Below are 16674 nucleotides of genomic sequence, written 5' to 3' on the forward strand. Positions count from 1 at the left end.
CAAAAGATTTAATTGTTTTATCATTATTTCTTGATGATTATTGATAATTTTGTTAACCATGAACTTTCAATTATCATTACACTATAACTATGACGAACAAATCGAATTAGGGAAAATGTGATGAAAGCTGTTGTTATCCATCGTTATGGCTCTCCTGAAGTTTTGCAATATGAAGAGGTGGAACAACCAAAAATTAAGCCTGAGCAATTACTTGTCAAAGTTCATGCTAGTAGTGTTAATCCCATTGATTGGAAAACCCGCAAAGGGATGTTGAGTATATTAACAGGAAACAAATTTCCGCTGATTTTGGGTTTTGATGTGGCTGGGGAGGTGGTGGAAGTTGGTTCGCAAGTAACGCGCTTTCAGGTAGGTGATGCTATTTATGGCAGCACTAACTTTCCTGGTGGTGCTTATGCCGAATTTGCAGTTGTTCCCGAAAATTTAGCTGCTCCCAAACCCACAAATCTGACTTATGAAGAAGCCGCAACTGTTCCTTTAGCGGCGCTAACGGCTCTTCAAGCCCTGCGAGACTTGGGTAATCTCAAATCAGGTCAATCGGTATTGATTAATGGGGCTTCGGGCGGTGTGGGCGTTTTTGCTGTGCAAATTGCTAAGGCTTTGGGGGCTGAGGTGACTGGTGTTTGCAGTGCTAAAAATTTGGATTTGGTGAAGTCTCTGAATGCAGATTTAGTTATTGACTATACTATACAGGATTTTACAGAAGGTAATGTGCAGTACGATATCATTTTTGATGTAGTTGCTAAAAGAGAATTTTCTGAATGCAGAAAGGTTTTAAAGCCCAATGGGGTTTTTATTTCTACTTTACCTACCCCAGATGTAATTTTGCAGATTATTTTAACGGCGGTTTTTCCGGGACAAAAGGTAAAATTTGTCTTAGAAAGACCTAATAGCCAGGATTTGCTGTATTTGCAAAAGTTAATTGAAACAGGTAAAATGCGGACTGTAGTTGATCGCACATATCCATTACAAGAATTAATTGCTGCTCATCAGTATAGTGAAAGTGAACGAGCTATGGGTAAAATTGCGATCGCTGTAAATACAGTATTTACCCGCATTTAATTGTACTGCATTTAACCTATTTCTGATTCTCTTTCTCCAGCTATATCTCACTCACGACTGTTGACGCAGTTGCAAATTTTAATGGCAAAGATAATACATAACGATATCCTGATTCTGGTGAACCTTGAATAGAAATTTGTCCATTATGCAATTCTGCTAAATGACAACTCAACAATAGTCCTAGTTTTTCACGTGACATATTAGCCGCTAATTTTTCAGTTTTTTCAACTAAACAATCACCTAACATATCTGAGTAAGAATCAGGAACTTTTTGGGGATTTTCTGACTGCATATCATCATTGCTATACTCATCTACCACAGCTACCATTTGCGAGGAATTGAGGTAAAAGTAAGCATCACAGTCAGTAATACCATCTCCTAACCAAGGATGAGATACCCAAACTGTCACACATAAAGTATCTTCTTTATATGTAACGTGAATTCTGACTATGCTACCCATAGCAGAAATTTGAATGACACTAAAAATCAAATTATATAAAATTTGTCGTACTTTATCTTTATCTAAAGATAAGAAGCGATTACGCCCTGGTTCTATAGATAGGCGAATATTTTGATCCCGACGAGTAGCTAGTTCTTCTAAAGTATTGATAACTTGTTTACACAGCATTTCAATATCTACAGGAACTAAATTTATGACATGGGAATTTTGATTTGTTGCGTCTAATTCGGTAATTTCATTGACTAGAGAAAGTAAATATTTGCCACTATGTTGGATGATTTCTAAATATTCTTTTTGTTTAGTTGTCAGTGGTCCATAAATTTCTCTTCCTAATACACCAGCCATTCCTAATATAGATGTTAATGGTGTCCGTAATTCTTGAGTTAGCTGGCTGAGAAGTTCTAATTGAATTTGTTTAGTTAAGTCTAAGTCTGCTTCTACATGAGTCGCAGCAACTTTTAAGTCAATTGTTTGTGCTTCTAAAAGTGAAAAATTTGAATTAGGTTTAACGGTTCTTGGTTCTGAGTTATCTTTTAATAAGCGGTTGCGCTCAAACTCACTCATACTCCAACGCGCAATTATTTGTAAGAATTCAATATCACGAGTTGTAAAATTACGAGGCTGTCTATCCATGACTGCTAATGTACCCAAACAATTACCTGCTGCATCAATTAGAGGCGCTCCCAAGTAAGTACGAATACCATAATCACGAACTAATTTACTTTCTTGAATGAATGAATTTGTGTCAAGATTTGTATCATTAATGACTAAAACTTGTGATGTTTCTACGACTTGAGTACAAAATGATTCCTGGCGCAAAAGTTGGCGGTTGCGAGCTAAGTCATTCATTAATCCTAGCCGGGATAAGCCCACCGCTGATTTGAACCAATGAAGTTTTTGGTCAATAAATCCTAAAATAGAAATTTCTACACCTAAAAAGTGAGCAGCGGTTTGGGTAGCTTCTTCAAACACCGGAATCATTTCTGATTGTCGCAGCCCCAGACTTGTCAGTGCTTGAAGACGTTGTTGTTCTTTTGGGGTGACGGAATTCCAATTATGTTGGGGCGCAAATAATTTATTTTCTGAATCTACCATTGTCATTATTACCTTGATAACTGCTGGCTTGATGAGGCAAATAACCATGAGAGGTTATCCTGTCCTTTTTTTAAGCATTCCCTAATTGTGCCTAGAATCAATACTTTGGGAGAAAAAATTTTTGTCCTGACAACCTGAAGGATAATTACAGTGATTTTCGGGTAAATTCACCACATTTTATATCTCACGCAAAGGCGCAAAGACGCAAAGGAAGAAAGGAATAGAAAAATTAGCGTGTGGTACGAATACATGAAAACTGCTGTAATCACAAATTATAAATAACGAACTAGGATTTGATATAATTATCAGTATCAATAACTAGGAGGTATCTCAGTTATTCTACTTATTGAATAATGAGAACAGAATTGCTGATCAAAAATATCTAAACCCCTTCCAAGTTGAAATCCATAGTTTTTTCTATGGCGAAAACTCAAGTTTTCAAGATGGATGAGGTTTAAAGCTAAATTCTGCCTTAAATTCCCCTAGTACAGATTGGCGTAAATAAACCAACTATTCCAAATCTCTGAAAAGCTCATGCTGTATTCATTTTGATTTTTGACTTTTGACTTTTGACTTCCGCCTTGCGGTACTAGTGTCCCACAATTTGGGAAACTCGAATACTGTTATAGTTTTTTAGGCTACTCAATCACTAAGCAAATGACTGTAAAAATTCCTTTTGTTGATTTGAAATTTCAACACCAGCCAATTCAATCTCAACTGCACCAAGCAATAGAGAATGTATTGACAAAGGGTGATTTTATTTTAGGACAAGCAGTATCAGATTTTGAGACAGCCTTCGCAACGGCTTCCGGGACAAAATATGGGGTTGGGGTAGCATCAGGAACAGATGCGATCGCTCTGGGGTTAGAAGCCTGTAATATTGGCATAGGTGATGAAGTCATTTTACCTGCCAATACCTTTGTTGCTACATTGATAGGCGTACTAAAAACCGGAGCAAAGCCGATTTTAGTAGATTGTGACCCCAAAACGGCCTTAATTGATTTAGAAGCCGCTGCAAAAGCCGTAACACCCCAAACCAAAGCCATTATTCCCGTCCACCTATATGGACAAATGGTATCACCAAGTCAGCTATTAGATTTTGCCAATACCCATCAAGTCATCATTTTTGAAGATGCAGCCCAAGCACACTTAGCAGAAAGAGAAGGATACAAAGCCGGCTCAGTAGGGAAAGCAGCAGCCTTTAGTTTTTATCCCAGCAAGAATTTAGGCGCTTTGGGAGATGGGGGAATATTGGTGACAGCAGATGCAGATATAGCCACAAAAATGCGTCGCTTACGAAATTATGGTTCATCTCAAAAGTACGTGCATCTAGAACCGGGAACTAATAGCCGTTTGGACACCTTACAAGCAGCGATATTACAACAAAAATTACCCTATTTAGAGAAATGGAATAGCGATCGCTTGACTATCGCCCAAGAGTATAATCAAAAACTAGCCCCTTTAGCCTCTCTTGGTATTCTGCCCATAGAAAATCAAAGTAGTACAGGTCATGTTTATCATCTTTATGTCATCAATATAGATCAATCTTGTCCTGTAACCCGCGCACAAATACAAACACAATTAACAACAGCCGGCATTCAAACAGGAATTCATTACCCAATTCCCTGTCATCTCCAACCAGCATTTACATATTTAGGTTATCAAAATGGAGACTTTCCCCATTCAGAACAGCTATCTACACAAATATTATCCTTACCCATGTACCCTGGTTTGAATAGCAATCAAATCACAGAAGTTGTCTCTACTATAGCCATCCTATTTGATCTATAGAATAGGGACTAGAAAGAGGCTGGAGAAAGGGGGACAGGATCACATTTTTTGTCAATTATCAATTATCAATATGACATTTCCACAACAGTTAAAAAAAACCAACCAAGAACAACTTCTCACCTTCGGAATTATAGGCATTTTAATCTTACTTTATGCGCCCATCTTACTACATTGGGTAGATGGTTGGTTACACAAAAGCATTAGTATCGAACATGAATATTTTAGTCATGGTATTATCGGGTTACCATTTGCATTTTATCTAAGTTGGTTAAATCGAAAAAAATGGCAACGGCTTCCAGATCATAGCAATCCTTTGGGGTTGTTTCTATTAATAGTAGGGATGGTTTTTTATTTAAGTGGTGTAACGGAATGGGTTAATCTTTCCCTACCAGTTATACTGACGGGAATATGCTTATGGCTAAAAGGCCGCCCCGGTTTAAAATTACAAGGGTTTTCCCTAATCTTAGTATTTCTTGCTACTCCTACAGCCATACCATATATCATCACTCCCTACACATTTCCTCTACAAAGTTTTATTGCCGGAACAGCCGCATTTATTCTCAATCAAATGGGTATGGATGTAACTGTAAATGGTATAAATATATATGTTGGTGGCAGAATTGTCGAAGTTGCGCCCTATTGTGCCGGCTTGAAAATGTTATTAACAACCTTCTACGTCAGCTTAATGTTACTTTATTGGACCGAAACTTTATCTTCTCGCCGCATCAGTGCCATATTTTTATCTGTTGCTATGCTTATTAGTGTAATTGCTAATATTATTCGCAACACTTTCCTGACATTTTTCCACGGTACAGGTAATGAAGGCGCTTTTGTCTGGCTTCATGATAGTTGGGGCGGCGACCTATATTCAGCTTGTATGCTGTTATTGTTAATACCTATACTCAATTGGATGAATACCTATTTTATGGGAGAAGAACTGGAAACAAGTGAATAAGGGGAGCAGGGGAGCAGGGGAGCAGGGGAGCAGGGGAGCAGGGGAGCAGGGGAGTAGGGGAGCAGGGGAGTAGGGGAGCAGGGGAGCAGGGGAGCAGGGGAGTAGGGGAGCAGAAATAAGTTTCCCAATTCCCAATTCCCAATTCCCAATTCCCAATCACCAATCACCAATCACCAATCACCTGACTAGCAACTTGCATTACTATATGATTTCTCTATCTAAATTACTCAAACAACAATGGTATCAAGTGATTGTAGTAGTCTTACTATTATTACTGTTAGCCCTGGGAGCATTTCCTGGATACATAACAGGAAAATGGCAATGGAAACAGCCACCACCAATTACTAACCTCCAGAAGTTGCAAAATATCCGCAAAGTGGGATTAAGTATTCCAGGGTGGCCAACTATTGAACAATCTCAACAACAACTTGGTACACATAAATGGTCTTGGCAGCGCATCAAGAAGCAAGGAACTTCTACCGAAGCGATCTTACTTTTACTACCGCAAAACGGACCAAAAGATCAACCAGAAGTAGAATGGACAGAAATAAATAACTGGGGAAGATGGGATATAGCTCAAGATCGTTCTGGTGAATTTACTGTTAATATAACTTCAAATGAAGATACAAATACTACATTTAAAGTAACGGCTAATTTTTTTCGTGCTGTCACCCCACAGCAAACCTTCGCTGTTTTACAATGGTATGCAATGCCGAACGCAGGTAATCCATCACCGTTAAATTGGTTTTTTGCCGATCAAGTGGCACAATGGCAGCATCGCCGTATTTATTGGGTGGCTGTTACTATTTTGCTACCAATTGAGCCTTTAGGAGAGGTGGAAACATCTTGGACTGAGGTTCAGTCATTAGGTCAGATTGTCCAACAAGCTTTAATCACAGAGGTTTTATAAATTTCACTTTTTAATATCTTTCCTAAGTACATCAGGAAAAACCTTATTCTTCCTCGTTGTCTCCTGAATGGGCGCAGACCCTGCGCCCCTACCTCCTGTGTCCTTATGGCTAACCCTACTTATTGAACCGATACAAAAATATCTTGTAACAATACTCAATCTAATATGCGTAAATTTAGTCTCCTATTTTTAATCAGTGTTCAAATAACAACATCATTTCATCCTGTCATAGCGCAGAATTTACCACCTTCGCAATCGTTACCTTCACCACCTGAGAATGCTGAGATGACATCTACAGCTACCACAAGTAACGAAATTTCACCACAATTTAGTAATTATCTTTTATCCACAGGAGATACAATTCTTGTTTCCGTACAGCGTCCTCCTGGAATATACCGTTTAGGTATTGGTGATTCCATTAGTTTGAATGTGCAGCGTTTTCCAGATTTAAGCTTTCAAGCATCTATTAATCCAGAAGGTAATATTATTGTTCCATTATTAGGAGTAGTTCCTTTGCAAGGGTTAACTTTGCTAGAAGCAGAAGCAAAACTTCGCACTCAATTAGATCGTTATATTATTAATCCCATTACAGTTTTATCACTGGTAGGACAACGGCCAGACTCTAGTTTTTCTGCCCCCATTGGCATAGATGGTAATATTATTGTGCCACAAGTAGGAAAAATCTCCGTACAAGGTTTGAGTTTGGAAGAAGCACAGGCAAAAATTCGCTTGGCTTTAGAGAAAGTTGCACCTAATCAAATTGTCGAGGTGTCTTTGTCGGGAATGCGTCCTGTGCAATTGACTATTACTGGTGAAGTATTTCGACCAGGAATATATTCTGCATCAACGGCTATGCCCAGAATTACTGATATCTTACCATTGGCTGGTGGTTCTACGCTGAAGGCAGATTTGCGGCAAGTACAAGTCCGTCGTCAATTAACTGATGGTTCGATTATTTCACAAAACATTAATTTATATGCTGCTTTGCAAAATGGTGTATCAGCACCTAATTTACGTCTGCAAGATGGTGATGCCATTATTGTGCCACAACGGGAAGTTGGTACGGATGAAGGTTATGATCGGAATTTAATTGCCCGTTCAACTTTGGCTGTTCCGCAAATTAGAGTGCGGGTGTTAAATTATGCTGCGGGAGGAATTGCGATCCAATCTCTTCCGAATGGAAGTACGTTTATAGATGCTTTAGGGGGTATTCGACTCGATACTGCTAATATTCGTGATATTGCTGTAGTTCGTTTTGATCCTGAGCAAGGTAAAGCTGTTACTCAAAGACTAGATGCTAAAAAAGCCCTTGCGGGTGATGCTTCCCAAAATGTGGCACTACAAGACAATGATGTAATTGTTGTTGGTCGCAATTTAGTCGGGAAAGTTACTAATTTACTCAATACTATTACTCAACCTTTCTTTAATGTTCAGTCTTTTCTCCGTTTTTTCCAAAACTTTGGCAGTGGTTTATTCGGTGGTACAGAAAATTAAAGAACCGAGAAAAAGAATCTTTTGACTAAGTTTCCATGAAGTTTTCTCATTTTAAATTATAAATTATTATGACTCCACCAATTGTTAAACGCTATCTTATTGCTTTTGAAAAGTATAAATGGATTGGATTAGCAGGTTTTAGTTTAGCTGTAATTGGTTCAACGGTAGTGGCAATGCTACCTGATCCACCACCAGTATATATAGCCACAGGGCAGTTAAATTATACTGGACCAACTGTGTCTTTTTCTCAGACTGGTAGTGAGATACAACAGCAGGGAAGAGAATTAACAAATGCCACTTTATTATCGAATCCAGTAATTGAAGCGGTAGCAGCAAAGATGAGGATAAAACCAACAACTATTGCTAAAAATATCTCGATCAAAATGCCTGGTAAAGATAAGTTGGGAAAACCAACGTCTACAACTATAATCTTGGGCTATCAAGATCAAGATGGTAATAGAGCTAGGGACGTCTTGCTGGGATTAATGCAAGAAATGGTGAAGCTAAGTGGAGAAATTAATACTAGTAGATTAACCGCGATTATTGAAAAACTAAATGAGCGTTTACCACAGATTAAAAAATCGCTACAAATAGCCGAGCAGAAATTAGAAAAATACGATCGCTTGGAACGTCCAGCAATTTTAGCGGCAGAAAATGGTAGTTTATTGTCTGGGATTACATCTAGTCTCAATCAGCAACGGCAAATTAGATTCGCTATTGCTGGAATTAAAGCTCAAATTAATTCTTTGGAACGGAAATTAGGGTTGGGGGTAAATCAGGCTTATGTGGCTTCTGCTTTGAGTGCTGATCCGATTATTGCGAATTTGCGATCGCAAATTTATCAAGTTGAATCACAAATTGCTTTTCTGAGAAAGGATTTACGACCCCAACACCCAACTATGGTGCAATTACAGCGTCAGAAAGCAGCCTCGGAAGAGTTATTACAAGCACGAGCTTATGAGGTGTTGGGTGGTGCAGGTATGGCTGCTCCTCTTCAAGGTGATTTGACCGGGATTCGGACTCAAAGTAGCTTAGATCCAACCAGACAGGGGTTAGCTAACCAAATGGTAGCCTTGCAAACTCAACAGGAAACACTGGAACAACAACTTAATCAGCAGATCCAGCAAGAGGCTAAATTACGTCAAGAGTATGCTGTGATTCCCAATAAGCAATTAGAGCGATCGCGTTTAGAACAAGCAGTTGCACTCGAAAAAGCTATATATAACCAAATTCAAGCCAAGCTCACAGATGCCAAAACCGCAGAAGCAGAAACTGTATCTAGTCTGAGTATTTCTAGTCCTCCCATCAGTGAAGCTAAAGCAGTTAAACCCAAAAATATACCTGTAACTATAGCTATTGGCTCTTTTATGGGTATTGTTGTTGGTGGTGGAGTCATCTTTTTATTAGGTTCTCTAGAAGGAATTTTCAAAACCAGAGAAGATATCCGCGACAGTCTCAAGGAACGAGAGGTGGCACTATTGGGAGAATTGCCCATCATGCCCTTAGATGATTTCCATACAGATGGTGTCCCAGTAATTCTGGACTCCGATTCTCCCTATTTGGAGTTTTATGAAAGATTCCGCAGTAATTTGCGCCGCATTGGTGGGAAAGACTTTAAAGTATTATTGATTACTAGCATTAGTAGTCGAGAAGGGAAAACAGTTAGTGCTTATAACTTAGGCATTGCTTCTGCTAGGGCTGGGAAAAGAACCTTGATTATTGAAACCGATTTGCGATCGCCATCCCGTGCTGCATTCTTAAATGTCAATCTTGACGAAGATACTGCCCTTGAACCACTACAGTATTACTCCAACTTGAGTGAATGTATCCGCATAGTTCCAGACATAGAAAATTTATACATTATTCCTAGTGCTGGACCGGTTCTTCACTCCGCCGCAATTATCGAATCTAGTGAAATCAAACGACTCATGGAAGATGTCCGAGAACGTTATGATTTAGTAATCTTAGATACTAGCAGTCTCAGTTTTTCCAACGATCCCCTATTACTTCAGTCCTATAGTGATGGCATGGTGTTAGTAACACGACCAAACTATACACAAGAAAATTTACTGGGTGAAACCATTGATCAATTAATGAACTATGAAATTAATCTCTTAGGAGCAATTATTAATGCCGCCGATATCCCTGTACAAATTGCTGAACCAGTTTTTGAATCATTAGAAGATATCATCATCCCCACACAAGATGCAGAATTAGAAATTGTCCCATCCCCAGAAGTCCCAATTGCTGCACACAGAAAGTAGGTGAGCGTTAAAATAAGGCAGGGGGCAGGGTGCAGATATTTTCAACTAACAACTAACAACTGACAACTGACAACTGACAACTGACAACTGACTAATCCCCAATTCCCTAATCTCGATTACCGATGGCAAAAATCATGCCCGCAACAAAGCCGCCAAGATGCGCCCAGTAGGCAACTCCTCCAGTTTCTACACTCATATTAGCGGCCGCTTGCAGACTGGCAACACCGGAGATGAGATTCTGAATAAAGAAAATGCCAATCATGATTATGGCCGGAATATTGATTGTAGTCACGAAAAAACCTAAGAAGACTAAAGAGGTAATTCTGGCTTGGGGAAACCAGATTAAGTAAGCACCTAAAACCCCAGCAATTGCTCCACTTGCTCCCAAAGAAGGAATACTAGAATTAATCGCAATAAACCATTGACACAGAGCAGCTAAAGCACCACAAATCAGATAAAATATCAGATATTTTAAATGCCCTAAACGGTCTTCAATATTGTTACCAAAAACCCAAAGATAGACCATATTAGAAATTAAATGCCACCAACCCCCATGTAAAAATTGCGAGGTAAATAAGGTTGTCCACTCACTAGCAACATTGGTTGTTAATTCTTGCGGTATTACAGCATACAATTGGAAAAATTGCTCTAGTTGTGCATTTGATAAGCTAACTTCATGGAGAAAAATAAGAACGTTCATCCCAATCAACCCATAAGTTAAAAATGGGGTGGTTCGGGTGGGGTTTTCATCATAGAGGGGAAACACAAATGTTGTTCCTAATCATCATTAATAACAATATAACGCTTAATAGCTGAGTCTTATTTAATTTTGCCAAAAAACTACCTATATAGTTACCTATTCCCTATTCCCTGCTCCCTATTTTCTATTTACAAAAGATTTGCAGATTCATATAGTCTTCTGAGTATGGCTGTAATCTTTGTACCATAATCTAAATCAGCCGACCAACGTCCAGATAATTGATGTACTGAAGGAGCAACACCTCTGGTAACAAAACGAAATCTAGGATCTACTTCTTGTTGTACTAAAGGTTCTAAACTGGCATAGGCTTTTAAATGTTGAATATGCGCTCTCACCCCAATTCTGCCGCTAGGAAATGATGCTCCTTCTGCACCACCACCAACTCCACCTAAGCCGGCAAAGTTGTTTTGTTGGGGTTGAATATCAGTACCAAAACGTAAAAATCCAGTTTCTAAACACATTTGTGAAAAAGCTAAATCATGATTTACTCCCTCAATAGTTGCTTCTTCTCGATAGAATTTAGGAAGTTCAGGAAACTGTGTAAGAGCAGCTTCATTATTATTTTTCAAAAATATTTGTAGTTCTAATTCTGATGTATTCCCATTAGAAATAATTTGTTCAATTTGTCCGGGACAAACTGCTAAAATTGAACGTAATTTAACAGTCCGGGTGGCACTATCCCAAGCAATAGAAACATTATAATTGCGGAGATCAACTGCTTTGATATAAACGATTTGACGATAATTAACACGCACTAGATTAGCAACTTTGGTGATGTCAACGCGCAACCGATCTACTAAATCAATGGGGATATAAGCATTACCATTAATTAATGCTCCTTGTTCGGGATAATTTTGTCCATTGATGTTGATATTAATATTAGGATAACTGACTACTGGAGTTGGTTGATCAGGGTTATTTGCCTGATTCCAAGCAGTAATTCCTTCAGTAATACCGATCGCCAAATCACGACGACGATTTTGGAGTAAAGCTCGATCTTCTGGATTGCTAATAAAACCTACTTGCATTAATAAAGCCGCGATCTTTGTTTGCCGACAAAATTGTAAACTACCTAAACCACTATCTGTATCTGGCTTAACTCCACGATTTGGTAACTGCGGAACTCGTCCCAATAGTCCCATCAATACCGTTTCGGCATTTTTTTTTCGTTGGTCATTACCAGCAATATAAAACACACTAGCTCCACGGATAGAGGGACTACTAGCAGCATCAGCATGAATTTCCAAAGTTATATCCAGGGAACGAGCGCGAGAGTTAATCCAAACTATCGTTTGAGCAGCACTCAAATCATCAGGAACAGCTAAAACTTCCAAGTTCCGGGTGCGGAGTTCTGTGACTATCAAATCCCGTAGAAAAATCATTTCCTTGGCTTCCGTTGTTCCACCTGCGATCGCACCAGGGTCATTCCTACCCGCTTCAGTGCCTCCATGCGCCGCCGAAATAAAAATACGTCCCATTTTTACCTATTTCCGTTGTTAAGTCCCAGCAATTGCAATTTTATCTATGATTTTGGATCTAGAAACAAGAATTTGAGAAAATTTATGCCCAGTCACCTAAAATTAGGAATTTGAGATTACTAATCCTATTTACCGCGTTATTTTATAATTAACTTCAGCAAATTAACTTTACTCCCAACCAAATTGAATGACACGATTTATCCATGACCAATTTGCCAAAGACTATCTTGAGGAATTACTAAAACCCTTTGGAAAAGTTGAAGCACCGAGTCGCGTATCGGGAGAAGCTAGGGAAATTGACGTTTCATTTTCTCCATTTTCTGTACAAAATGCTAATATAAAAGTATTAGGATTATTAGGGACAATAGCCGCTACACCTGCTATATTTGAACCATTTCGGAATCCCGCATCTAAAGAAGAGATATGTAGTTGCATATTAAAATTATTAGAAATTAGAGGTGCATTTCAAAGACAAGCAAATCGCCAAAAAACCACAGTTACAGAATTAGATATTCCCAAACTATGGATTATTACCCCAACCGCATCTACAAAACTATTATCAGGATTTGGTACAATTCAAAAGGTAGATTGGTTGCCTGGAGTACATTTTTTACCTGATTCTCTAGGGACAGCCATCATTGTTGTGCATCAATTACCCAGCACTGAAGAAACTCTGTGGTTAAGAGTTCTGGGACGTGAAACCGTGCAAAGACAAGCGGTTGATGAATTGGCAGCACTACCGACAAGTCACCCATTTAAAAAAGTGATGCTAGAATTACTATACAATTTCCAGCAGAACTTGAGAGCCAATCAAAATCTAGAACCAGATGATAGGGAGTTGATTATGCGATTAGCACCACTGTACCAGCAAGACCGGGAAAAAGCTATTCAAGAAGGAGAAGAAAGAGGACTACAGCAAGGAGAACAGCGCGTAATTATCCGCCAACTAAATCGTCGAATTGGAGAACTTTCTTCATCTTTAGTTGTACAAATTCAAGGATTATCTTTAGAACAATTGGATTTATTAGGAGAAGCATTATTAGATTTTTCAGAAGTAGCTGATTTAGAAACTTGGTTAAAACAATTATAAGTATTAATCTCTAATGCAAATTCCCCGCTTACATCCAGACACTATTGAAGAAGTTAAACTCCGGGCTGATATTGTTGATGTGGTTTCGGAGTATGTAGTCTTGCGGAAACGGGGAAAAGATTTTGTGGGATTATGTCCTTTTCATGATGAGAAAAGCCCCAGTTTTACCGTCAGTCCTAATAAGCAAATGTATTATTGCTTTGGCTGTTTAGCAGCGGGGAATGCAATTAAGTTTGTGATGGATTTGGGAAAACGCCAATTTGCTGATGTGGTACTAGATTTAGCAAAACGTTATCAAGTTCCTGTTAAAACTTTAGAACCTGAACAAAGGCAAGAATTTCAACGACAGATATCTCTACGTGAACAATTATATACTGTTTTGGCTTCCGCTGCTCAATTTTATCAACACACTTTAAGACAATCTCAAGGACAAAAAGCCCTAGAATATTTAGAACAAAGTCGTCAATTTCAACAATCAACAATTCAACAATTTGGGTTAGGTTATGCACCACCTGGATGGGAAACACTTTACCGTTATTTGGTAGAAAGTAAACATCATCCTGTGCAATTGGTAGAACAAGCGGGATTAATTAAACCCCGGAAAGAAGGGGGCGGATATTATGATGTTTTCCGCGATCGCTTAATGATTCCCATTCGTGATATTCAAGGTAGAGTAATTGCTTTTGGTGGCAGAACTTTAACGGATGAACAGCCTAAATATCTCAATTCTCCAGAAACAGAACTGTTTAGTAAAGGGAAAACCTTATTCGCTTTAGATGAAGCCAAAGACGGTATTTCTAAAGTAGATCAAGCTGTAGTTGTAGAGGGGTATTTTGATGCGATCGCTCTCCATGCAGCAGGAATTAATAATGCTGTTGCTTCCCTGGGTACAGCTTTAAGCATAGAACAAGTACGGCTACTATTACGTTACACCGAATCCAAACAATTAATCCTTAATTTTGATGCAGATAAAGCCGGAATCAACGCCGCAGAAAGAGCAATTGGTGAGATTGCCACCTTAGCATATAAAGGCGAAGTACAATTAAAAATCCTCAATTTACCTAATGGTAAAGATGCTGACGAATATCTACATAGTCATACTTCCGCAGATTATCAACAACTATTAATAAATGCACCACTTTGGCTAGATTGGCAAATTCATAAAATTATTGAAAATCGAGACTTAAAACAAGCCACCGACTTTCAACAAGTCACCCAACAAATAGTTAAAATATTACAAAATATAGATAATAGTGATACACTTAATTATTATGTTTCCTACTGTGCAGAAATCCTAAGTTTAGGAGATACTCGACTCATACCTTTAAGAGTTGAAAATCTTTTAACTCAAATTAAACCTAGTAGTATAAAATCCTTAAATTCCCGCACAAGTAAACCACCTACTAAAACCCCAAAGCTATCTTTAGTAACCACAGAACGCAGTTTACTAGAACGAGCCGAAGCATTATTATTAATCATCTATCTGCATTCTTCCCAACAGCGACAAACAATTATTGATGATTTAGAAACCCGCAATTTAGAATTTAGTCTTTCTCATCATCGCTTTTTATGGCAACAAATTGCCGAATTTACAATTGATGAAGTTGATTTAATTTCTAGTGTGCAAAATAGATATTTAGAATTAGCAGAAGAGTTAGAAGTAGTTTCTCATTTATTTCATCTCAATGAAAAAAATAAAACAGAAATCTTGCGAACTCCTCACGTTATCCAAGCAGCATTAGCTTGTATGGAAAGAGTATTCCGAGAAAAACGCTATCGTTACTTTATGGAAAAATGGGAAAAAATAGATCCTGAAGCTGAACCAGAAAAAGATAAATATTATGTTGAAGCCATATATATAGAAAAAATCCATTTACAAGACCTTGAAAAACAGCGACAATTTTCTATAACTGACTTAATTTAAACTATTTATATAGGTTGGGTTGACGCAAGGAAACCCAACATTTTCGGAACTTTGTTGGGTTGCGCTGTCGCTTAACCCAACCTACATTACTACGCTATCAGACATTATTCATTTGCTTGTTTCAAAATACGATCATAGAGTTTCTCACCAACTCTAAAAGTTGTTTGAGAAATTAAATCATCCATTAATGATTTGACATTACTGATTAATCCTCTTTTCTTAGCAATTAAAAGCATACCTAATATGCCTGTTAAAGACAATCCTAATTTTACTGCTTCTCGTCTTCCTAACCTTTCATCAATTAATAGTTGATTGGCATTTAATTCTACAGCTAATATAATAGCTTCAGCTTCTCCTTGATCTAAATTTAAATCTAATTTTCTGACTGATTGCTTATTAATAACACTTTTTATTTCTATCCAATTTGCATTTTTTAGGGCGTTATTAACTTTTTCTCCTGCTCTAATATCAGTTAATTCATTATATACTGCTTGTGGGATGATCACTTGACCATAAATATATTCAAGCAAAGACAATTGATTAATCTTTGCTAAACTGCTAATTGGCGAAGTATTACTAACAACAATCATAGCCAACCTGTAGATTGAAGAGTTTTAATATCTTCTTCAAATTCTTCAACATCATAGTGCATAGAAATATTGCGTTTTGCAAGTAATTCTTGAAACTCTACATAATTCATTTCAGCGATTTTACTAGCCTTACCCAGACTAACCCTTTCTTGTAAAAATAGCATAATTGCAATTTCTACTAATAATTCACTCCCTGTCATTCCGCTAGAATTTAGCACCTCATCAGAAATAGTTAAACTCATAATTTCATCTCCTTACAAACAGCAAATTTTATACAAAATAAGCCCTGAAACTTTCCCAAATTCCACTATTTTGATAAATCAACAAGAGTATTCCCTAACTATTATAAACGATAACTTTACCTATTTTTCTATCCTGAGAAACCTAATTTTTAAATTCCGTAGGTTGGGTTGACGTAAGGAAACCCAACATTTAAATAATTGTCAGAATCAGGTGGTTATCGAGTTTCGACTCCGCTCAACTACCGCGGAGTCGAGATAATTTACAGAATTTAAGGATTTACAGGATTTTTTTTCATCATGATCTAGAGTATTTTATCATTTAAATAATTGTCAGAATCAGGTTATTATCATTTTCAGAATTAGAACAATAACATACAGCACTTCCCGGTGTTAGGAGGTACACTTCTACCCGTCACGATGCCCACACCACAAGAGTTTAATAATTTAAGTTTGTATCTCAAAAGAGTGGAATCTGCTGTAATTTCGGAATTATCATAAATATTTAGGGCTTGCTGAAAAAGTCGTATTTAAGCCAGACCAC

13 protein-coding genes are annotated in these 16674 nt (G+C 37.9%); 8 read left to right on the forward strand and 5 right to left on the reverse strand.

Features of this window, described 5'->3' with window-relative positions; translation table 11 throughout:
• The first annotated feature begins 120 nt into the window (after window positions 1-120).
• The gene (locus FJR04_RS20390) at window positions 121-1080 is read left to right on the forward strand and encodes an NAD(P)-dependent alcohol dehydrogenase (RefSeq protein WP_168498187.1); all 960 of its coding nucleotides are present in this window, start codon (window positions 121-123) and stop codon (window positions 1078-1080) included.
• A gap of 40 nt (window positions 1081-1120) precedes the next feature.
• On the opposite strand, the gene FJR04_RS20395 is transcribed toward FJR04_RS20390, so the two are convergent.
• Window positions 1121-2635, reverse strand: coding sequence for a GAF domain-containing sensor histidine kinase (locus tag FJR04_RS20395; protein ID WP_168498189.1), 1515 nt, complete (start codon window positions 2633-2635; stop codon window positions 1121-1123).
• A gap of 657 nt (window positions 2636-3292) precedes the next feature.
• On the opposite strand from FJR04_RS20395, the gene FJR04_RS20400 reads away from it, so the two are divergent.
• From FJR04_RS20400 to FJR04_RS20420, 5 genes are all read left to right on the forward strand, one after another.
• The gene (locus tag FJR04_RS20400; protein ID WP_168498191.1) at window positions 3293-4426 is read left to right on the forward strand and encodes a DegT/DnrJ/EryC1/StrS aminotransferase family protein; all 1134 of its coding nucleotides are present in this window, start codon (window positions 3293-3295) and stop codon (window positions 4424-4426) included.
• A gap of 70 nt (window positions 4427-4496) precedes the next feature.
• A complete protein-coding gene (gene crtB / locus FJR04_RS20405) occupies window positions 4497-5381 on the forward strand; it encodes a cyanoexosortase B (RefSeq protein WP_168498193.1) in 885 nt (294 codons plus the stop codon).
• A 205-nt stretch (window positions 5382-5586) separates the two neighbouring features.
• Window positions 5587-6291 (forward strand): cyanoexosortase B system-associated protein, encoded by a 705-nt coding sequence (locus FJR04_RS20410; protein ID WP_168498195.1) that lies wholly within the window; start codon window positions 5587-5589, stop codon window positions 6289-6291.
• A 165-nt stretch (window positions 6292-6456) separates the two neighbouring features.
• Complete coding sequence (locus FJR04_RS20415) at window positions 6457-7785, forward strand: polysaccharide biosynthesis/export family protein (protein WP_168498197.1); 1329 nt, start codon at window positions 6457-6459, stop codon at window positions 7783-7785.
• 68 nt (window positions 7786-7853) lie between these two features.
• Window positions 7854-10049, forward strand: a complete 2196-nt coding sequence (locus tag FJR04_RS20420) for a tyrosine-protein kinase domain-containing protein (RefSeq protein ID WP_168498199.1) — start codon at window positions 7854-7856, stop codon at window positions 10047-10049.
• Between the two features lie 106 nt (window positions 10050-10155).
• Here FJR04_RS20420 and FJR04_RS20425 read toward each other — a convergent pair whose 3' ends face one another.
• Together FJR04_RS20425 and FJR04_RS20430 are read right to left on the reverse strand one after the other, a co-directional pair.
• Window positions 10156-10815: a rhomboid family intramembrane serine protease gene (locus tag FJR04_RS20425; protein ID WP_168498201.1), complete on the reverse strand. Its 660-nt coding sequence runs from the start codon at window positions 10813-10815 to the stop codon at window positions 10156-10158.
• Window positions 10816-10937: 122 nt separating this feature from the next.
• Window positions 10938-12287 carry an N-acetylmuramoyl-L-alanine amidase gene (locus FJR04_RS20430; RefSeq protein ID WP_168498203.1) on the reverse strand — a complete coding sequence of 450 codons (1350 nt, stop codon included), beginning with the start codon at window positions 12285-12287 and terminating at the stop codon, window positions 10938-10940.
• Window positions 12288-12474: 187 nt separating this feature from the next.
• Between FJR04_RS20430 and FJR04_RS20435 the strand changes: the two genes are divergently transcribed.
• Both FJR04_RS20435 and dnaG read left to right on the forward strand, forming a co-directional pair.
• On the forward strand, window positions 12475-13377 hold the full coding sequence (locus FJR04_RS20435; RefSeq protein WP_168498205.1) for a DUF4351 domain-containing protein: 903 nt from the start codon (window positions 12475-12477) through the stop codon (window positions 13375-13377).
• 13 nt (window positions 13378-13390) lie between these two features.
• Window positions 13391-15301 carry a DNA primase gene (gene dnaG / locus FJR04_RS20440; protein WP_168498207.1) on the forward strand — a complete coding sequence of 637 codons (1911 nt, stop codon included), beginning with the start codon at window positions 13391-13393 and terminating at the stop codon, window positions 15299-15301.
• 104 nt (window positions 15302-15405) lie between these two features.
• On the opposite strand, the gene FJR04_RS20445 is transcribed toward dnaG, so the two are convergent.
• Together FJR04_RS20445 and FJR04_RS20450 are read right to left on the reverse strand one after the other, a co-directional pair.
• A complete protein-coding gene (locus FJR04_RS20445; protein WP_168498209.1) occupies window positions 15406-15891 on the reverse strand; it encodes a DUF3368 domain-containing protein in 486 nt (161 codons plus the stop codon).
• Entirely contained in the window at window positions 15888-16133 is a 246-nt protein-coding gene (locus tag FJR04_RS20450; protein ID WP_168498211.1) for a UPF0175 family protein, read from the reverse strand. The genes FJR04_RS20445 and FJR04_RS20450 overlap by 4 nt, the downstream gene beginning before the upstream one ends.
• Window positions 16134-16674 lie beyond the last annotated feature (541 nt).

Origin of the sequence: Anabaena sp. UHCC 0204 (assembly GCF_009711975.1) — a bacterium.
Lineage (GTDB): Bacteria > Cyanobacteriota > Cyanobacteriia > Cyanobacteriales > Nostocaceae > Dolichospermum.